Here is a 19,422-nt window from a genome sequence, read left to right as displayed (position 1 = left end):
ATAACAAAGCGGGGCTTTTCTAGCCAGCCGCGGTTAACTCACCGGACGCGGTTTTTTGCTTTTCAGCGCTTGTAGCAACAAATGATATTCCTGCCATTCGGCTTTTGTTAGTTGCTGCAGTTTGTCTTTTCGTTCCAGCGCTTCCAGCCGCTGTTGCAGATATAAATCCTCAATTGAATGAAAAGTATCGAGGAAGTCCTGCGTTAACTGTTCAGTGGCAATTTGGTGTTCCCAACTTGCTAACTTTAACAGTATGGTATGCTCTGGCAGATCTCTCCAGTATTCCAGCAATTGTGCAGTAGTAATTCCCGGTTTAGCCAGAATATGTTGCTGTAAACTGAGCAACAAATTAATCCCTGGCAAAGCAGCTTCGGCCAGTTCCGGTGCATCAGGCATCACCTGTACCAGGCCAGGGTTTTGTAGCAGCAGAGCAATGGCACGGCGCATCGGCGTAATTTTAAGCGTAGTCGACGGTGCTGTTGGCCTTGGTTTGGCTGGTGCTCTGACGGAACTTGCGCTTTGGCGGCCGAGTAAATTATCCAGCTTGCTGCTCAGCTGTTCCTGATAGTAGGTGCCTGGTACCTGGCGGATCAGCTCAGTAGCCTTAGCCGCCAGCGCGGTTTTTCCGGCATCAGAGCTGGGGTCACTTTCGGCCAGTAAATGCTCAAATAAATATTGGCTTAGTGGTTTGGCTTGTGCCAACCGCTCTAAAAAGGCGGCTTTGCCTTCTTTTTGCACCAGTGAATCCGGGTCTTCACCATCGGGTAAAAATACAAATTTTAGCTCCACACCGTCTTTTAGTTGTGGCAGGGCATTTTGCAGCGCGCGCCAGGCAGCATCGCGACCGGCGCGGTCACCGTCATAGCAGCAAATCACCTGGCTGGTATAGCGAAACAACGTATGAAAATGATCTGAGGTCGTGGCGGTGCCCAAGCAGGCCACCGCAAAGCGGATATCGTGTTCCGCTAATGCCACGACATCCATATAGCCTTCGACCACCAGTAACCGTTCCAGATGGCCCGGTTGCTGCCGCGCTTCATACAGACCATACAGCTCACGGCCCTTGTGAAATAGACGGGTTTCCGGTGAGTTCAGGTATTTAGGCTGGCCATCACCCAGTACCCGACCACCAAACGCAATCACCCGGCCGCGCTTGTCGCGAATGGGGAACATCAGGCGGTCACGGAAAAAATCAAACTCGCGGCCGTTGTCGTTGCGGCTAATCAGTTTTAAATCGTAGAGCTGGTCGCGTTTGGCTTTGCTGTTGGCGTTAAAATGCTTCAGCAGCCCATCCCAGCTCTCTGGCGCATAGCCCAGCTGGTAATCGGCAATACTCTGCGCACTCAGGCCGCGTTTGGTCAGATAGGCCTGAACCTCTGCGGCTTTCGGATGTTGTTGCAGCTGCTGCTGATAATAACTGGCCGCTTGTTGCATTAGCGTGTAGTCATCAGCCTGGGCTTGTGGTCTGTTATTAAATTGGCCTTTTTCGCGTGGCACTTCCAGATGCAGATCTTTAGCCAGCTCTTCAATGGCTTCAACAAATTCCAGCTGCTCAAATTCCATCATAAAGCTGATGGCATTGCCATGTGCGCCGCAGCCAAAGCAATGGTAAAACTGCTTATCCGGGCTGACAGTAAAAGACGGAGATTTTTCGTTATGAAAAGGGCAGCAGGCCGTGTAATTGCGGCTACCGGCTTTTTTAAGCGGTACGCGCTTATCAATCAGTTCTACTATGTCCGTACGGGCCAGTAGTTCATCGATAAATTGACGGGGAATTTGTCCTGCCACTGTTGTCCTTTTTATTCGGGTCTTAGAAAAAGACAAACCGTGTTCGAAGAACACGGTGTGCAGATAAAGCATTTAAACCAGGGCTGGTGAGCCCTGCACCGTTATCCGGCAGCTGTAACTTAGTACAGGCGGATACGACGTGCGTTTTCGCGAGACATTTTCTTCGCGTGACGCTTAACAGCAGCAGCTTTCTTGCGCTTACGGATCCACGTTGGTTTTTCGTAGAACTCTTTTGCACGTACGTCAGCTAAAACGCCGGCTTTTTCACATGAGCGCTTGAAACGACGCAGGGCTACGTCAAACGGTTCGTTCTCTTTTACTTTAACTACAGGCATTAAATTCTCACCTCAGGCCAAAACTGGTTTTCGTTAACCAATACGATTAAAAATGGTGCGGTATTCTACGCAAAAAGCACCACTAAAGTAAAGCGCTTGTGCGATCTTAAATCAGATCCTCTGGCGACCAGGGCGCCAAGCCGCTACAATGCACGTTTTTAAGGGCGAGGAGTATAGCGAAGTGTGCTGCACTTAGCGATCTTTTTCCCGCTTTAACGCCCGAAATTGAGGTTTAATACATGCGAGTACTGGGAATAGAAACGTCCTGCGATGAAACCGGCATTGCCATCTACGATGGTGAGCGCGGCCTGCTTAGCCATGTATTGTATAGCCAAATCCCGCTGCATGCGGATTATGGTGGCGTGGTGCCTGAACTGGCGTCTCGCGATCATGTCCGTAAAACCCTGCCACTGATCAAGCAGGCGCTCAGCGAAGCCGGTTTAACTGCTGCTGATATCGATGGCGTCGCCTACACGTCCGGCCCCGGTTTGGCGGGTGCGTTACTGGTCGGGGCAACCTTAGGTCGTAGTTTAGCCTTTGCCTGGCAAAAGCCGGCACTGGCGGTTCATCATATGGAAGGCCATTTGTTGGCACCGATGCTGGAAGAGAGAGCCCCCGAATTTCCGTTTCTGGCGTTGCTGGTCTCAGGCGGTCATACCCAGCTGGTGGCGGTGAAGGGTATCGGGCAGTATCAGTTACTGGGGGAATCGATAGATGACGCCGCCGGTGAAGCCTTTGATAAAACGGCCAAGCTGATGGGGCTGGATTATCCGGGCGGGCCTTTACTGGCCAAGTTAGCCACGCAGGGTGATGCCACTAAGTACAGCTTTCCGCGGCCGATGACCGATCGTCCCGGCCTGGACTTTAGCTTTAGCGGCTTAAAAACCGCGGCCTCGATGGTGATTCAAAAAGAAGGCAACTCGGTACAGGTGCAGGCTGATATCGCCGCCTCTTTTCAGCAGGCAGTGGTGGATACTTTGCTGATTAAATGCCGCCGTGCTTTGGAGCAAACCGGCTACAAGCGGCTGGTGATTGCCGGTGGTGTTAGTGCTAATGAATCATTGCGCCAGCAACTGGCGGCGTTAATGCAAAGCCTGAAAGGGGAAGTGTATTATCCACGTAAGGAGTTTTGCACCGATAACGGCGCTATGATTGCCTTTGCCGGTTATCAGCGTTTAAAAGCCGGGCAGCAACAGGATTTATCAATTGGCGTTACGCCACGCTGGCCACTGGAGCTGCTGCCAGCGATCTGAAGCGGCACTTACTACAACGCTCTGGCAAGCGGGTTATTCGCGTATCCGCTTGGATTTATCCCAAATCTTACTTTCCTGCCGGCGGAAGAGTCGGCGGATATTTTCATGATGGCGGGCAATAATCAGGATACTTAGCATCAGTACTGGCAGAGTATAGAGTGGTTTGATCCACCAGGTGAAGAGCGGCGCCAGCGCCACCGTGATTAACGCACCGAGCGACGAATAACCGGTCAGTAATACTACCAGCAGCCAGGTGCCAATCAGTAACCCCGCCAGATCCAGCCCAATCGGCATCATGGCACCAAAGGCAGTAGCCACGGCTTTACCGCCTTTAAAGCCAAAAAATAATGGGTAGATGTGCCCCAAACAAGCGCAAATCGCAATCATCCCCAGCCACAGTGGTTCAATTTTCAGAAAGTACGAGCCCCAAACCGGGATAGTGCCTTTGAGGATATCGAAGACCAGCACCAATACCGCAGGCAGTTTACCGCCCAGACGCAGCACATTGGTGGTGCCGGGATTACCTGAGCCATGAAAGCGCGGATCCGGCAGACGAAATAACTGACACACCAGCACGGCCGAGGAAATCGAACCCAGCAGGTACGCAGCTAACATCATGATCAGGATCAGCAGGGTCATTCCGTGGTTCCTCAGCACCCATTTTTGCGATACTATTGCGACAACATTTTTCGGGCAGCAGAATACGGGTGTTCCTGCATTTCACCTATCCGACCAGCCTACCTGAAACGAAAAATAACGCAATGCGGAATTCACCGGATGGATATCGTTTTTATCAAGCAACTTGCCGTTGATACGGTGATCGGCGTTTACAACTGGGAAAAGCAGATTAAGCAGCGCTTACTGCTGGATCTGGAGCTTGGTTGTGATCTGACTCGCGCCGGCCGCAGTGATGAACTGCGCCATACGTTGGACTATGCGGTGATCAGCGAACGGGTGATTGCTTTGATTACTGCCCAACCACTTGAACTGATTGAAAGTGTGGCAGAGCGGGTAGCTGAACTGCTACTCAGCGAGTTTGCGACCCAGGATGTCAAAGTCACCGTGTATAAACCGGGTGCCGTGCCTGCGGCGCAAACAGTTGGTGTGTGTATTCGGCGCAGCCGCGAGGCGCTAAGCTAATGGCGTTGATTTATATTAGTGTCGGCTCGAATATCGACCGGGAGCACTATGTGCGCGCCGGTGTGCGTAAACTGGCCGAGCATTTTGGTGCTTTAACCTTATCCTCAGTGTATGAAAGTGAAGCGGTCGGTTTTAACGGCGATCCTTTTTATAATCTGGTGGTCGGTGTTGAAACGACGTTGAGTCTGACCGAGTGCGTCACGCTGCTAAAACAGATTGAAGATCAATTTGGCCGGGTGCGTGGTGCGGAAAAGTTTTGTGGCCGCACCCTGGATCTGGATTTACTGACCTACGATCAGCTGGTGTGTCAGCAGCCAGTGGAGCTGCCACGTGGCGAGATAACCGAAAATGCTTTCGTACTTTGGCCGTTGGCCGAAATTGCCGCGGAACAAATTCATCCGTTAACCCAACTAAGCTACGCTACTTTGTGGCAAACCTACAACAAACCCCAGAAACTCTGGCCAATTGATTTTTCATGGAGTGACTAATCTTGAGCATGCTTGAAGTGATTATCCTGTCGATTATTCAGGGTATTACCGAATTTTTACCTATTTCTTCCTCCGCCCATTTGATTCTGCCTTCCGCCATTTTCGGCTGGGAAGATCAGGGCATTGCTTTTGATGTGGCGGTGCACGTTGGCACCTTATTAGCGGTAATGTTGTATTTCCGGCAGGATATCGCCAATTTAACCGTGGGTTGGATAAAAAGCCTGGGGGGGCAACATAGTACCGATAGTAAGCTGGCGTGGTGGGTGATATTAGCAACCATTCCGGCCGGGTTAGCCGGTTTACTGGCTGCCGATTTGATTGAGACCTTTTTGCGCTCGCCCTGGGTACTGGCAATCACCACCATAGTATTCGGCTTACTACTGTGGTTAGCCGATGCGACTGCTAAACAACAGGTTAGTATGGAGCAGATGAACTGGCGTCAGGCGTTGTTCATTGGTCTGGCACAGGCAGTGGCGCTAATTCCCGGCACCTCACGCTCTGGTATTACCATGACCGCAGCGATGCTGCTCGGGTTAGATAAAGTCAGCGCTGCCCGCTTTTCGTTTTTGCTGTCAATCCCGATTATTGTGTTAAGTGGTGGTTACCAAGCCAGCAAACTGCTAAGTGAGCCGACCCAGTACGATATCAGCGGTATTTTATTAGGTATGGTGCTGTCTTTTATCAGCGCTTTAATTTGTATTCACTTCTTCCTAAAAATTATCAGCCGGATGGGGATGTTACCCTTTGTAATTTACCGGCTGTTATTAGGTGTGGGCTTGATTGTCTTTTTAAGTTTTAGTGCCTAACGCCACTCATCCCGTCTGGCGGTATCGATGGCGTTTAACCGGGCTTGGTTTAGCGCCTCTTTAATCGCCGGGCCGGTGATACCCGTAGCCATGACCTGCTGCGCTGTGACCTGCAGCGCGGCTTCTGCCAACTGCTGCAAATAAGCGGCCTGCGCATACTCCGCCTGCTCAAAACCGGTACGGCCGCGTAGATCGGCGGTGCAGCAGAGCAGAATATCGTTCAGTCGCTCTGGTTTGCGCCATAAATCTATCGCATTGAAAAACTTCAGCACGGTGCTGGCTTTTAACTCCTGGGCGCGGTGCACCAGCTGATGATACTCGCAAACCAGCAGCGCCAGTTCACGGCAACTATTAGGTACCCGTAAGCGCTCACACAGCTGCTGGATTAATGGTAAACCCGTATGTTCGTGGCCATGATGGGAAGGTAACAAAGCCGTTGGGGTAACACCTTTACCCAGGTCATGCACTAAACTGGCAAAACGGACTTCGATTTTTTCTGACAGCTTGGCCGCTTGCGCCAGCACCAGCAAGGTATGCACTCCGGTATCAATTTCCGGATGCCATTTTTCCGGTTGTGGTACACCCCACAGCGCGGCAAGTTCAGGCATCAGTGCCTGCAAAGCACCACATTGCTGTAATAGATCGAAGTAGGCAGCCGGCGTACCGGTACTCAATGCTTTGGCGGTTTCGATCCAGACGCGCTCGGCACTGAGTGTTTGCAATTCACCACTGCCACTTAATTGCTGCAGCAACGCTAAGGTTTCCGGCGCTACCTGAAAACCCAGATGCGCATAACGGGCATAAAAGCGGGCGACACGCAGTACCCTGAGCGGATCTTCAACAAAAGCCGCTGAGACATGCCGCAGCAGTCGTGCTTGCAAATCTTTAACGCCGCCAAAGGGATCAATTAATGTGCCGTCGGCCGTTTTGGCGATAGCATTGATGGTCAGATCGCGGCGGGCGAGATCTTGCTCCAGCGTCACATCAGGCGCCGCATAGACGTTAAAGCCGGTATAGCCACTGCCAGCTTTACGCTCGGTGCGGGCCAGGGCGTATTCTTCTTTGGTTTTCGGATGCAGGAAAACCGGAAAATCTTTACCTACCTGCTGATAGCCCAGTTCCAGCATCTGCGCCGGGCTGGCGCCAACCACAACATAGTCACGCTCAGTAAAGGGGTAGCCCAGCAGTTCATCGCGCACCGCGCCGCCAACAAGATAAATTTGCACACGCTTTCCTGATTGCTGTTTTTTTGCCATTATACCCGCCTTGGCCTAATTTGCAGTGCTGATAAACAGGATAGCGATGTATAGCGGATTTTTTGGTTTTAACAGCCCGCCGTTTTCGATAGCGCCCAACCCGGATTTTATGTTTTTAAGCCCGCGTCATGCTGAGGCATTGGCGCACTTACGCTTTGGCTTGGGCGATGCCGGTGGTTTTGTGCTGTTAACCGGCGAGGTCGGCACCGGTAAAACCACGGTATCGCGCAGTTTATTGCAAGAGCTGGACGAGCAAACCGATGTGGCCTTTATCCTAAACCCGACTTTATCCGAGCTAGAGTTACTGGCGGCGATTTGCGATGAGCTTAAGATCCGCTATAAAAAAACCGACGCCAGTCTGAAACTGTTGGGCGATAAAATTACCCAGCGGCTGCAAAAAAATCATGACGCCGGTAAAAAGACTATCCTGATTATTGACGAAGCCCAGCATCTGCAACCGGCGGTGTTAGAGCAACTGCGCCTGCTGACTAACCTGGAAACCAATACCAAAAAACTGTTACAAGTGATTTTGATTGGACAGCCAGAGCTGCAACAACTGTTGCAGCGCAACGATTTGCGTCAGTTGGCGCAGCGTATTACTGCCCGTTATCATCTGCTGCCGCTTAATCTTAGCGAAGTGCAACAATATGTGCGCTTCCGGTTAAAGGTCGCAGGCTGTGAGCGGCCGGTATTTAATGACAAGGCAGTAAAGAAGCTGTTTGAACTGAGCGGGGGGATCCCGCGTTTACTCAACCTGCTGGCTGATCGGGCATTATTAGCGGCTTATGGTAAGCAGCAAGCGGTGGTCGATGCCAAAGAGGTGCAGCGCGCGGCCGCTGAAATCCTGCCGTTAAATCAGGCCTCAAGTGTCGCGAAAACATTACCCGGCTGGCTCTGGCCGCTATTGGCGCTGTTCGGTATAATTCTGGGCTTCTTACTGGCGGTACAACTGTTGCCAATCTGGCGCGGAGAATAATATGTCCATCCTGATGGATGCGTTAAAGCAACAAGCACCGGCTGCGGCGCCGGTCTCACATTTTTGGCGTAACCTGGCTATTGCGTTGGCTTTAGTGTTAGCGGTACTAGCCGGTTTTGCGGCAGGTTATCTATTGTTACAGCGCGCTCCGGTATCTGAAGCACAGCAGCCGGTTGCGGTAACGCCGGCGACGACCGCAACCATTGCACAGGCATTAACGCAGCCGGCCGAGCCTGTTGCTGAGCCTGTCGTCATTGAAAAGGTTACGGAAACTCTGCCGCCACAACCAGAAGTGGTGACGGTGACTGCGCAGGCTGCACCTGTTGCCGAGCCAGTGCCTGAACCTGAGGTATCGGCAGAACTGCGCGAGCGATTTGCCAGTGCGCTGGCGCAAAGTGAACAACAACCTCGCGCCAATAGCAATATCACGGCTCATTCTGCTCCGGCGCAGGATATCAGCATGCTGGATTTAACCCTGCAACGACAGTTACCGCGGCTGAAATTTGAAGCTCATGTCTATGCGACCCAACCGGCGCAGCGTTGGGTAAAAGTGAATGGCAAGTCTTTGCAGGAAGGGCAGTGGATCACAGCGGATGTCAGATTACGGGAAATCACACCGCATTATGTGATGCTGGAGTTTGGTCAAACACTGTTTAGTATGCGTGCACTGAGTGAGTGGTAAATATCTTTCTTAAAGGTAGTTACGCACATCTAACCCATACTTATTAAGATCAACACAGGCTTCAACCTGCTCTTCGACCTGACGGGATAAATCCACAACCTTAGGGGGAACATGATGGTGATGTGTGCTGTGATAAAACACTTTCACCTTCGGTAGGGTCGGTTTTTTGGCGTTATTTTCTAATACCAGTGCCAGACGGCCGGTACTCAGTCGCACCACGGTCCCAGGTGGATAAACGCCAATGCACTTTATAAATAACTGTAACAAATCCCCGTCGACTTTAGCGGGTGCCAGCGCCAGCAACTGCCGTGCCGCCGCCAGAGGGCTGACATAACCTTGCTCGGGAGCAGACAGCTTCTCGTACCGGTTAACAATAGCCAGCATTTTACTGCCATTATCGAGTTGCGCGTCGCGGATGGCTGGTTCGCCGCTACCGTCCGGGCAGGCGCAATGTTGGCTAATCCATAACGACACTTCCCCCGCCAGCGCCGTACTGCGTTGCAACACTGCCAGACTGGTGCTAATTGCGGCGGCATCCTCGGCCTGCAATAACTTTGGATTTTGTGCTTTGCCGACATCATGTAGCAAAGCTGCCGTGATCAGTGCTTGAATTTTATGTTTGGGTAAATTCAGAAAACGGGCAAAAGCGGCCATATACAGGGCGCAGTTCAAGCTATGCCGCAGCAGCGCGTCGCTTTGCGCGGCAATACGGCCGAGGCAGAGTAGTACATCCGGATTGCGGCTTACTGCATCGGACAAGCCAGCGCTGACTTCGTGTACCAGACTTAAATCAACCGGCTCGCCACTGGCCGCAGCTTGCAACACTTGCTTTTGCACTTGCTGTGTTTGTTCGATACAGCGTTGTGCTTTGGGTTGTTCATCGGCAAATAGCGCCCGAAAGGCAATAGGTTCAGGTTCGCGTTCGGTTGCTGGTTTGGCCGGTGCAGTGGTGGTCGACAGTTGTTTGGCTGGATCGATGGCAACCGCTAACACGCCTTGCGCACGTAATGAGCGAATAGCCTGGCGGGTGCGGACCCAACCGGCATGTTTAATTTCAAGTTCGCCGGTTTGCTCCAGCACTTTAATTACATAGCTACCCGGCTGTAGCTGATCGATAGTTACTTTCTGATAAGACATCTTTAGCGATCCTACATCCTGTAGTGCTGTCGTTGCTGCGTTAAGCATAGCAAAAAGCCCGCCGGGTAGCGGGCTTTTACGGTAGTTCTGCAAAAAAATCTGCTTCTTAACCGATGTTATCAGCCATCGTCATCAGCGAAGCATTGCCACCAGCAGCGGTAGTATTGATGGTGATGGTCTTCTCGGTAACTAAGCGGTGTAACATCCGCTCGTCTGCCGGTGAAGTAATCAGTGGCAGAATGGCGCCTTCGCGGGCAGCAATCAGCTCGGCAGCCAGCGGTTTTAACGCACTGCTGACTTCAATTACGGCACCATTCAGCTCCGGATGCGCTAACAGTGTAGTCAGACAATCCAGCCGTACCACAGCTAATAAATGTTGTGGCATCCCCGCAGCCAGTAGCGCCTTGATGCAGGCTTCGGCTTCTGGCAAATCGGCGTCTTCAACGGCAGTGATCACGGCATTACCAGCCGCCAGCGCGGTGATAATACTGAGTAACCAGTGGCTAAAACTGCTGCTGTCATCGCGTAGCAGCGCTAAAATACCGCGTGGATCCAACACCAGCACATTGCTCTCACCAGTAGGACCAGGCAGGTTAATTGGCCGGTTTAATTCCAACTCCACCCGTTGCAGTTTGGCGCGGGCCACCATCAGCACTTGCTCCAGATCCGGCTCCTGGCGACTAACCACCTGATTGCTGGCTAAGGACGCCAGGAATTGTCGCAGTACTGACGTACGTTGGCTGGTGGTCAGTTGTGACCACTTATATTGGGCAATGGCTGCGGCTGGCATCGCATAAGCGACCGCACTGCTGGTCGTTTCTGCCAGTAAGCGGGCTTTTTTCGTCTCATCCAATGCTGCGCAGTCAACGCTCAGATTATCTTTAACCAGTCGCTCCAGATACAGCGGGCCACCGGCTTTCGGACCGGTACCAGACAGACCACGGCCACCGAACGGCTGTACGCCGACCACAGCACCGATCATATTGCGGTTAACATAGATATTACCGGCTTTGATTTCGCGGGCGACCTTAGTCGTAAACTGTTCAATCCGGCTATGCACACCCATCGTCAGGCCGTAACCGGTTGCGTTGATCTGACGGATCACCTGATCCACTTCTTCTGCTTTAAAACGGATAATATGCACCACCGGACCAAAGACTTCGCGTTCCAGCACGGTCAGATCGCTGATCTCATACAGGTGCGGCGCAAAGAAGAAGTGTTCGCCTTCGCTGGGGATAGCACAGGCATAATGCAACTTAGCTTTATCTTTTAAATAATTAACATGGCTGGTCAGGCGGTCATGCGCTTTGGCATCAATCACCGGACCTAAGTCAGTGCTTAACCAGGCCGGATCGCCAACATGCAGCTCAGCCATTGCACCTTTAATCATGGTAATAATTTTATCGGCGACATCTTCCTGCAGGAATAACACCCGCAGTGCCGAACAGCGCTGGCCGGCACTCTGGAAGCCCGACGAAATCACATCGTCTACGACCTGCTCTGGCAGGGCAGTCGAGTCAACAATCATACAGTTCTGACCGCCGGTTTCGGCAATCAGGGGCACCGGCTCACCACCACGCTCTGCCAGTTTACGGGCGATCCAGCAACCGGTTTCGGTCGAGCCGGTAAACATCACGCCCTGTACCCGCGGATCCGGTACTATGTGTTCACCGACCTGACGGCCCGGCGCAATCACCAGTTGCACCACATGCTCTTGCATACCACATTCACGCAGTAATTCCAGAGTGCGCACGGCAATCAGGCTGGTTTGTTCGGCTGGTTTCGCCACCACGGTATTACCAACGACGATGGCAGCAGCAACCTGACCAATAAAGATCGCCAGCGGGAAATTCCACGGGCTGATACATAAAAATACGCCGCGCGCCTGCTGTGGTTTGGCACACAGCAGCTCGGCCTGATGTGCGTAGTAACGGCAGAAGTCGATCGCTTCGCGTACCTCTGCCACGGCGTCAGCCAGGACTTTACCGGCTTCTTTAACACAGAGCGTTAGTAACTCATCGCGATGTTGCTCCATTGCATCCGCCAATTTACGCAGTAAGGCGGCACGCTCGGTAACAGCCGTTGCCGACCAACTGGCAAAAGCTTGCTCGGCTTTGGCCAGCAATTGCTGCATTTGCTCCGGGGTATGGTAGTGCAGGTAACCGATCACCTCTGTTAAGTTAGCCGGGTTAACCACAGCCACTGCACCCTCTGGCGCCTGTTGGCTGGTGATCTGCTGCTCAAACTCAGACATATGCTGTTTTAGTGGCGTTAGCTGGTTGATATCCGTCAGATCCATGCCTTTGGAGTTCAGGCGGCTACTGCCGTATAAATTCGCCGGTAATGGAATAGACTGGTTGCGCTTCTGGCGCCAACTTTTCACCACTTCTACCGGATCTTGCAGCAGTGACTCGACCGGGATCTTTTCATCAATAATGTTGTTAACAAAGGAGCTGTTGGCACCGTTTTCTAACAAACGGCGTACCAGGTAAGCCAGCAGATCCGAGTGTTCACCCACCGGGGCATAGATGCGGCAAGGGACTTTTTCGTTGGCAACCACTAAGTCATACAGCGCATCGCCCATACCGTGTAAGCGCTGGAATTCAAAACCGGTTAAATCACCGGCCATCTCCAGAATGGTCGCCACAGTATAAGCGTTATGGGTGGCAAATTGCGGGTAAATGCTGTCGCGGTAGCTAAGCAGCTTTTTAGCACAGGCCTGATAAGACACATCAGTCGATGGCTTGCGGCTAAATACCGGGAAATCATCCAAACCTTCTACTTGCGACAGTTTGATTTCGGTATCCCAGTAGGCGCCTTTTACCAACCTTACCATTAACTTACGGCCAACTTTTACCGTCAGTTCGCGTAGCCATTCAATAACATGGATGCCACGCTTTTGATAAGCCTGTACCGCTAAACCAAAACCTTCCCAACCATTCAGATCCGGATCGCTAAATACTTTGCCGATCACATCCAGCGACATATCCAGCCGGTCTGCTTCTTCGGCATCAACAGTAAAGCCGATATTGTAAGACTTGGCAGCCAGTGCCAGTTGTTTCAGGCGTGGTACCAGCTCTTCATGTACGCGGTCCAGGTGGCTGAATTCATAGCGCGGGTGAATGGCCGATAATTTTACCGAAATGCCGGGGCTTTTGATTGGACCGCGGCCATTCGCCGCTTTACCGATAGCGTGAATAGCGGTCATATAGGCGGCGAAATAGCGGTCTGCATCGGCCATGGTACGGGCGCCTTCGCCCAGCATATCGTAAGAGTAGCTAAAGCCTTTGGCTTCCATTTCCGTGGCGCGCGTTAAGGCTTTGTCGATAGTTGTGCCCAGAACAAACTGAGTACCCATAATCTGCATCGCGTAGCGCACAGCCTGCCGGATCACTGGCTCACCCAGACGACCACAGGTGCGTTTTAATAAGCCAAATTGCTGTTTACGCTGTTCATCCGAGTAGTTCACCAACTTACCGGTCAGCAATAAGCCCCAGGCTGAAACATTGACGAACAGTGAGCTGCTGTTGCCCAAGTGTGAGCTCCAGTCACCTTGCGACAGCTTGTCACGGATCAGCCGGTCGGCCGTGGTCGTATCCGGCACCCGCAGCAGCGCCTCGGCCAGACACATCAGCACCAGACCTTCTTCGGTCGAGAGTGAGAATTCGTTTAATAGCGCATCGACACCGCCTTTACCCACTTGTGACTGGCGAATATACAACACCAGTTGCCGGGCACGCTCCCAGGCGCGACTGCGGGTTTTGGCGTCGACCTCTGCCAAAGGCAGCAGGTAATCCAATACCTGATCTTCATCCGCGCGGTAGTGGTCGCGAATGATTTGGCGTAAAGGGTCGGTAGTAACCAATGAACCATTAAACAGCATAAGAAGTATCCTGAAATTAGGCCGAAATATTGGCGGCATTGTAGAGAAAAGACTACCGCATAGGGTGGTTATTTTTGCAATTTAACCGTATATAATTCTGCCAATGAAACCTCAAACCCAAAAAAATACTGCCATGACGACGAACAGCAAAATTAAGGCGTTAGATCGAATAGACATCAGTATCCTCGATACGTTGCAAAAAGAAGGGCGTATTGCCAATGTTGATCTGGCAAAGAAGGTCAATTTAAGTGCCAGTCCTTGTATCGATCGGGTTAAGCGGCTGGAGAAAGAAGGCTTTATTGAAGGCTATGGTGCCAGGCTAAACAGCAGCAAACTTGGCTATGGCACTGCAGCTTTTATTCAGGTGACTTTAGATCGCACCACCAGCGATGTATTCGATAAATTCCGCGATGCGGTAGTACAAATTCCGCAGGTAGCGGAATGCCATATGGTGGCGGGGGGGTTTGATTATTTGCTGAAACTGCGGCTGCCAAATATGGAGGCCTATCGCAGTATTCTGGCAAAAATTGTTGATTTACCCGGCGTGGCGCAAACCCATACCTATGTGGTGATCGAGCAGGTAAAAAATGACCAGGGCTTACCGTTAAAACTGCACGCCGATGCCAGTACGCCACCGGCGGCAGGTTAAAGCCTTTAGGTTACGCTTGCCACTACATCCAGCGCTCGCTATTGCGCCGTTGCGGGATCAGCTTGGGTAAAATTAAACCGAAAAGCAAACCAAAGAGTAAAATCGCTCCGCCCAGTACCATAGGCTGTTGCCAGAAGCTGGCTTGCTGCGCGTCCAGCTCTTTACTCAAACGTTCATTGCTGCGTTTCAGTTGCTCCAGCTCTGCCTGCGCCTGGTCGCGCTCCAGCGTCAGACGTTGCAGAGCCTGCTGGCCTTCGCTGCTAAGTTGCTCCAACTCGGTTAACCGCACGCTTTGTTGCTCAAAACGGCTTTGTAAATCAGTTAGCTGGCTGCGGATCCCCGGCGTAAAGCTAAGATTTTCTTTTGGGATCCAACCACTGCGCGTCTCATCAACCTGGATCTGCACATAACCATCCTGCTCTGCCAACTTGATCACTTCGCTGCCAGCAGTGAGGGTGCCAACAATCCGGTATTGATTACCCGGACCAGAATGTAAATAGACCACCAGATTGTCGGAGATAAAGGCGGGCTGTTGTTCGGTTTGGGCCTGGGCTGGTAGCCAACACAGCAACAGACTTAACAAAAATAACCGGCGACAACAGCTGCGAAATATACTGAACATAGGTATCCTGACAAAAATCAACGCAGTAATGCAAAGGTATCGGCGATGATAGGCAGTTGTGGCGCAGTTTACAAGGACTAATACCTCGGCCTTTACCCTTGCAGGAGAGAAAATGATGAGTCTGGAACTGGAGTTAAAGTTTCTGTTAGGGCCGGCAGACGCAGCGGCTTTGCCTGAATTACTGGCATTATACGGTGAGATAACTGCTGCTCCAGTCAGCGCCTTGCTAAACGCCTACTTTGATACGCCAGCACAGTGGTTTCGCCAGCATGATATGGGCCTGCGTACCCGCCAGAAGCAAGGACGTTTTGAACAAACGATTAAGCTTGCCGGTCAGCACCATGGCGCACTACAAGTCCGGCCGGAATATAACTTGCCTTGTGCGGGTGTCAGACCGCAGCTTAGCGACTTCCCGGCGGAAATTTGGCCGGTGGCCACCGATCTGGCGCAACTGCAGGCGGAGCTGATTGAATTGTTTCGCACCGACTTTAGCCGCCAAAGCTGGCTGCTGCGCACTGCGCACGCGGAAATTGATGTGGTCTATGATTTAGGCGAAGTCCGTTCCGGAGCGCGACGGCAGCAGCTGGCTGAGCTGGAGCTGGAACTGCTTAGTGGTGATGCCAACGAGCTGTTTCAGCTGGCACACTTTTTATTACAGCATTTGCCGCTGCGCGCGGGCTGGCTGAGTAAAGCAGCACGCGGTTATCAGTTGTATCAGCAAAAAACCACCCCCAGACCTGCTGCTTTGGCCGTGTCGCTAGACCCGGCAGAGCGCCTGTTGCGGCACCTGCAACGGTTACAGCAACTAGAGGCTTGCTATACTCAGGAGCTGGCAGTTGAGTTGTTGTCGGACGCTGCAGCGGAGTTATTGCAGTTAGCCGATATTTTACAGGACGAGGGCGAGCAGCTCTTGGCGACCCAGGCGCGCGCGCTACAGCGCCAACTTACCGAACAGCAAGCTTTGTTGTTTAACAGTCAAGCCTACCAACAATGGTTAGTGACGCTATCCGCCTTGTTGTTTAACCGGGCCTGAACCCTTCAACTTAGGAGCGCAAACGGATGTCAGAACTCACTCCTGCAACTGCCGCGTTAAGTGACCGCCAGCACGCAAACTGGCAATTATTGCAGCGTGCCAGCGATTTTATCAGCCGCACGGTACTCCAGCAGCCGGCATTGCAAGCGGTGTTAACAGAGGATTCCCGCTTACAGCAGATGCTGCAGGCCGGATTCTGCGACCCGTTACAACAACAGCCGGACGCCAGTGATGCGGAAGCGTTTGCCATGCTGCGGCGTTATCGCAATGCCAGCTTATGCCAAATTTTAGCGGCTGATATTCTGCAACTGCAGCCAGTTAGCAGCAGCCTGTTACAGGTTTCCGCCCTGGCAGATTGTCTGATTAACAGTGCCTATCATTGGGCTTATCGGCAACTCAGTGCGCTGCATGGAACGCCACTTGATAGCAGCGGTCAGCCCATGCCGCTGTTGATTCTGGGGATGGGGAAACTCGGCGGCAAAGAGCTAAATTTTTCATCTGATATTGACCTGATCTTTACCTATCCGGCGCATGGCGAAACCTCTGGTGGCCGGCGTAGTCTGGAAAACCAGCAATTTTTTACCAAGCTCGGCCAGAAACTGATCGCGGCTTTGCATCAGGTGACGGCTGATGGCTTTTGTTATCGGGTAGATATGCGGCTGCGTCCTTTTGGCGATAGCGGCCCACTGGTACTCAGTTTTGCCGCACTGGAAGATTACTACCAGGAGCAGGGGCGGGAGTGGGAACGTTACGCGATGCTAAAAGCGCGGGTTCTCAACCCGGAAGCGCGTTTTACGCCGGAGCTGACGGCTCTGCTCAAGCCCTTTATATATCGGCGCTATATCGATTACTCGGCGATTGAATCTTTGCGCCGGATGAAACAGCTGATTGAACAGGAAAACCGCCGGCGAAACCGGCGCGACAATATTAAGCTGGGCGCGGGTGGCATTCGTGAAGTGGAATTTATCGTGCAAACGCTGCAGCTGATCCGCGGTGGCCGTATTCCCAGCCTGCAACAACCTTCTTTGCTATTGGCATTACAGGCTCTGGTGGCAGAGGGTATTATCAGCACTGAAGCCGCAAAGATACTGCGTGACGATTATTTGTGGTTACGGCAAGTGGAGCAGGCGTTGCAGGGGATTAATGATCAGCAAACGCAAACCTTGCCGGCAGATGCCGCGCAGCAACAACAGTTACTTGCAGCGCTGCGGCGTCAGGACTGGTCGCAGCTGCAATATGAAATAGAACAGGCTATGCAGCGGATCCATCAACAATTTCGTGAGGTGATCGAGCCGGAAGAAAAACTGGAGGCCGAAGAAATCAGCTTAGGCCGGGTACTCTGGGATAGCGAGCTGCCGGTGGTGGAACTGGCTGAGCAGTTAGATTGGCTAACGGCTGATGATGCGGGTCAGCTTATTACGCAACTGCAACAGTTTAAACAAGATTGCCAGCGTCGCTCGGTGGGGCCGCGTGGTCGCGATTATTTAGCGAAGTTAATGCCGCGGTTATTACACTGGTTAGAACAACAACAGGCCTCAGTCACCGTATTAAGCCGAATTCTTGGCGTATTCCGGCAAATTGTCACCCGCACTGCCTATCTTGAGTTATTGTTTGAAAATCCGCCTGCGTTACAGCAACTGGTGCAGTTATGCGCGCAAAGTGGCTGGTTAGCAGAGCATCTGGCCCGTTATCCGATGTTGCTGGATGAGTTAATTGATCCGGCACAACTGTATCAGGTAGCGACGAAAGACGACTATCGGGACCGGTTGCGGCTGTATTTGTTACGAGTGCCGGACGATGATCTGGAACTGCTGATGGAGACCTTGCGCCAGTTTAAGCAAGCCATGCAACTACGGATTGCCGCTGCCGATATCACCGGTGTCTTACCCTTGATGAAAGTCAGTGACCATCTGACCTGGCTCGCCGAAGTGATAGTGGAACAGTTGGTGGAGCTGGCCTGGCAACAGATGACCGCGCGGTATGGTTTGCCAGCTGAAACGAGTACGCAAAACAAAGCTTTTGCGGTAATTGGTTATGGCAAATTAGGGGGGTTAGAGTTGGGTTATGGCTCAGATTTGGATCTGGTCTTTGTGCACCAATGCCAGAGTCAGGCCCCGACCAATGGTGAACGCGCCATCGACTCGCAGCAATTTTATTTAAAATTGGTGCAGCGTATTTTACATCTGAGTACCACCCGCACCAACAGCGGTGTGTTATACGACATTGATACCCGCTTGCGGCCCTCTGGTAATTCGGGGCTGTTGGCGATCCATATCGATACTTACCAGCAATACTTGCAACAAGAAGCCTGGACCTGGGAGCATCAGGCTTTGGTGCGGGCGCGGCTAATTGTCGGCACTGAGGACTTACAGCAACGGTTTGCCGCGATCCGCGAGCAGATTTTGCAGCAGCCGCGACCTCTGGCCAGTTTACGGCACGAAGTGCAGGAAATGCGTGACAAGCTGCGCCAGCATCACGGTAAGGAAAGTGTTGATGTCAAACATCAGGTGGGGGGTATTGTTGATCTGGAGTTTATTAGCCAATATTTGGTACTGGCTTATGGTCACCGGTACCCGGCTTTATACCGCTACAGTGATAATATCCGCATCCTCGAAGCCGCAGCTGCCGTCGGCTTGATGAGTAACGAGCAGGCACAGTTACTAGCGGAGGCTTATCAGGCATTACGCGGGGTGGGGCACCGGCTAACGCTGGCACCGGCCAGCGTTAGCAATGATCAGCAACTCGACACACTGCGCGCCGCTGTTGCCGCCGCCTGGCAAAGCTGGCTTAGCGACGCTGCGGCAGAGAACGAGGGGTAGCAATACAATTCTGTTGTAAAAACGGGTCTTGCAGATCGGTAAGTACCAAGGCTCTGGATTTTGGGCAGTACCAAGCACTCACCTGTTGCTTAAAGTCCGGGCCGAGGGTAAAGGCCAATTCTTGCAGCGCCTCAAACAAGCTGCCGTTGGTTTCAAAAAATTGTTTAACAACATAATCCCGCGGCAGAGTCCAGAATAGGACCATCTCTTCTTGTTGTACATATTGACCGAGCTGGTCTTTTAAGGTGGTACCACTTTGAAAACGACGGCGCATTACTTCGCCACGCCAAGCCGGGTCGGCTGGTTTAACCTGAACTTCACGCCGTCTTAATTGTGGAATTAACTCCACACTGCCGTCTGGCAGGCTTATGACAAAGTCACTACGATTAGTGCCCTGAAGGACTGTATTTCTGAAGTTGCTATAAAAACGGCTAAAGCCCTCTGCTGCCGGATTAGATTTCTCGGTATTGAGCAGAAAACCCGGTTTCACCAGTAAAAAATAGCCCAACGCCAGCGCCAGGACTAACAGCAGTAAACTAAAAAAAATTTTCATGC

At 52.2% G+C, this 19,422-nt stretch carries 17 protein-coding genes; 9 read left to right on the top strand and 8 right to left on the bottom strand.

Features of this window, described 5'->3' with window-relative positions; genetic code table 11:
* Window positions 1-33: 33 nt before the first annotated feature.
* Together dnaG and rpsU are read right to left on the bottom strand one after the other, a co-directional pair.
* The gene (gene dnaG, locus AAY72_RS15965; RefSeq protein WP_057788880.1) at window positions 34-1,788 is read right to left on the bottom strand and encodes a DNA primase; all 1,755 of its coding nucleotides are present in this window, start codon (window positions 1,786-1,788) and stop codon (window positions 34-36) included.
* Window positions 1,789-1,907: 119 nt separating this feature from the next.
* Window positions 1,908-2,123 carry a 30S ribosomal protein S21 gene (gene rpsU / locus AAY72_RS15960; protein ID WP_008951050.1) on the bottom strand — a complete coding sequence of 72 codons (216 nt, stop codon included), beginning with the start codon at window positions 2,121-2,123 and terminating at the stop codon, window positions 1,908-1,910.
* Window positions 2,124-2,362: 239 nt separating this feature from the next.
* Between rpsU and tsaD the strand changes: the two genes are divergently transcribed.
* Window positions 2,363-3,376 (top strand): tRNA (adenosine(37)-N6)-threonylcarbamoyltransferase complex transferase subunit TsaD, encoded by a 1,014-nt coding sequence (gene tsaD / locus AAY72_RS15955; RefSeq protein ID WP_057788878.1) that lies wholly within the window; start codon window positions 2,363-2,365, stop codon window positions 3,374-3,376.
* A 33-nt stretch (window positions 3,377-3,409) separates the two neighbouring features.
* Here the strand turns inward: tsaD and plsY are convergent, their stop codons facing one another.
* Window positions 3,410-4,015 (bottom strand): glycerol-3-phosphate 1-O-acyltransferase PlsY, encoded by a 606-nt coding sequence (plsY, locus tag AAY72_RS15950; RefSeq protein ID WP_057788876.1) that lies wholly within the window; start codon window positions 4,013-4,015, stop codon window positions 3,410-3,412.
* 138 nt (window positions 4,016-4,153) lie between these two features.
* Here plsY and folB point away from each other — a divergent pair, with 138 nt between their 5' ends.
* Genes folB through AAY72_RS15935 form a run of 3 tightly spaced genes read left to right on the top strand, consistent with a single transcriptional unit; the run spans window position 4,154 to window position 5,810 of the window.
* Entirely contained in the window at window positions 4,154-4,516 is a 363-nt protein-coding gene (folB, locus tag AAY72_RS15945) for a dihydroneopterin aldolase (protein ID WP_057788874.1), read from the top strand.
* Window positions 4,516-5,004 (top strand): 2-amino-4-hydroxy-6-hydroxymethyldihydropteridine diphosphokinase, encoded by a 489-nt coding sequence (gene folK, locus AAY72_RS15940; protein ID WP_057788872.1) that lies wholly within the window; start codon window positions 4,516-4,518, stop codon window positions 5,002-5,004. Before folB ends, folK begins: the two co-directional genes overlap by 1 nt.
* Window positions 5,005-5,006: 2 nt before the next feature.
* On the top strand, window positions 5,007-5,810 hold the full coding sequence (locus AAY72_RS15935; protein WP_057788870.1) for an undecaprenyl-diphosphate phosphatase: 804 nt from the start codon (window positions 5,007-5,009) through the stop codon (window positions 5,808-5,810).
* Here the strand turns inward: AAY72_RS15935 and AAY72_RS15930 are convergent.
* A complete protein-coding gene (locus AAY72_RS15930) occupies window positions 5,807-7,036 on the bottom strand; it encodes a multifunctional CCA addition/repair protein (RefSeq protein WP_197408433.1) in 1,230 nt (409 codons plus the stop codon). The two genes, AAY72_RS15935 and AAY72_RS15930, sit on opposite strands and share 4 nt — an antisense overlap.
* 76 nt (window positions 7,037-7,112) lie before the next feature.
* Between AAY72_RS15930 and AAY72_RS15925 the strand changes: the two genes are divergently transcribed.
* Both AAY72_RS15925 and AAY72_RS15920 read left to right on the top strand, forming a co-directional pair.
* Window positions 7,113-8,042 (top strand): ExeA family protein, encoded by a 930-nt coding sequence (locus AAY72_RS15925; RefSeq protein ID WP_008985488.1) that lies wholly within the window; start codon window positions 7,113-7,115, stop codon window positions 8,040-8,042.
* Between the two features lies 1 nt (window position 8,043).
* Window positions 8,044-8,724 carry a general secretion pathway protein GspB gene (locus AAY72_RS15920; protein WP_057788866.1) on the top strand — a complete coding sequence of 227 codons (681 nt, stop codon included), beginning with the start codon at window positions 8,044-8,046 and terminating at the stop codon, window positions 8,722-8,724.
* Window positions 8,725-8,733: 9 nt separating this feature from the next.
* Here the strand turns inward: AAY72_RS15920 and AAY72_RS15915 are convergent, their stop codons facing one another.
* Together AAY72_RS15915 and putA are read right to left on the bottom strand one after the other, a co-directional pair.
* The gene (locus AAY72_RS15915) at window positions 8,734-9,861 is read right to left on the bottom strand and encodes an HD-GYP domain-containing protein (RefSeq protein ID WP_057788864.1); all 1,128 of its coding nucleotides are present in this window, start codon (window positions 9,859-9,861) and stop codon (window positions 8,734-8,736) included.
* Between the two features lie 106 nt (window positions 9,862-9,967).
* Window positions 9,968-13,744 carry a bifunctional proline dehydrogenase/L-glutamate gamma-semialdehyde dehydrogenase PutA gene (putA, locus tag AAY72_RS15910; protein WP_057788862.1) on the bottom strand — a complete coding sequence of 1,259 codons (3,777 nt, stop codon included), beginning with the start codon at window positions 13,742-13,744 and terminating at the stop codon, window positions 9,968-9,970.
* A gap of 133 nt (window positions 13,745-13,877) precedes the next feature.
* Between putA and AAY72_RS15905 the strand changes: the two genes are divergently transcribed.
* Window positions 13,878-14,393, top strand: coding sequence for an Lrp/AsnC ligand binding domain-containing protein (locus tag AAY72_RS15905; RefSeq protein WP_040292112.1), 516 nt, complete (start codon window positions 13,878-13,880; stop codon window positions 14,391-14,393).
* Between the two features lie 22 nt (window positions 14,394-14,415).
* On the opposite strand, the gene AAY72_RS15900 is transcribed toward AAY72_RS15905, so the two are convergent.
* Window positions 14,416-15,015, bottom strand: coding sequence for a TIGR04211 family SH3 domain-containing protein (locus tag AAY72_RS15900; protein WP_057788860.1), 600 nt, complete (start codon window positions 15,013-15,015; stop codon window positions 14,416-14,418).
* A 112-nt stretch (window positions 15,016-15,127) separates the two neighbouring features.
* Here AAY72_RS15900 and AAY72_RS15895 point away from each other — a divergent pair, with 112 nt between their 5' ends.
* Both AAY72_RS15895 and glnE read left to right on the top strand, forming a co-directional pair.
* Complete coding sequence (locus AAY72_RS15895; RefSeq protein ID WP_231728985.1) at window positions 15,128-16,048, top strand: inorganic triphosphatase; 921 nt, start codon at window positions 15,128-15,130, stop codon at window positions 16,046-16,048.
* A gap of 26 nt (window positions 16,049-16,074) precedes the next feature.
* Window positions 16,075-18,867, top strand: a complete 2,793-nt coding sequence (glnE, locus tag AAY72_RS15890) for a bifunctional [glutamate--ammonia ligase]-adenylyl-L-tyrosine phosphorylase/[glutamate--ammonia-ligase] adenylyltransferase (protein ID WP_057788856.1) — start codon at window positions 16,075-16,077, stop codon at window positions 18,865-18,867.
* On the opposite strand, the gene AAY72_RS15885 is transcribed toward glnE, so the two are convergent.
* The gene (locus AAY72_RS15885; protein WP_057788854.1) at window positions 18,836-19,420 is read right to left on the bottom strand and encodes a TcpQ domain-containing protein; all 585 of its coding nucleotides are present in this window, start codon (window positions 19,418-19,420) and stop codon (window positions 18,836-18,838) included. The two genes, glnE and AAY72_RS15885, sit on opposite strands and share 32 nt — an antisense overlap.
* Window positions 19,421-19,422: the final 2 nt, after the last annotated feature.

The sequence above is a fragment of the Alishewanella sp. WH16-1 genome (genome assembly GCF_001441695.1).
Classification (GTDB): domain Bacteria; phylum Pseudomonadota; class Gammaproteobacteria; order Enterobacterales; family Alteromonadaceae; genus Alishewanella; species Alishewanella agri.
The sequence above is the reverse complement of the archived record's forward strand: the minus strand, read 5'-3'. Positions and strand labels throughout refer to the sequence as shown.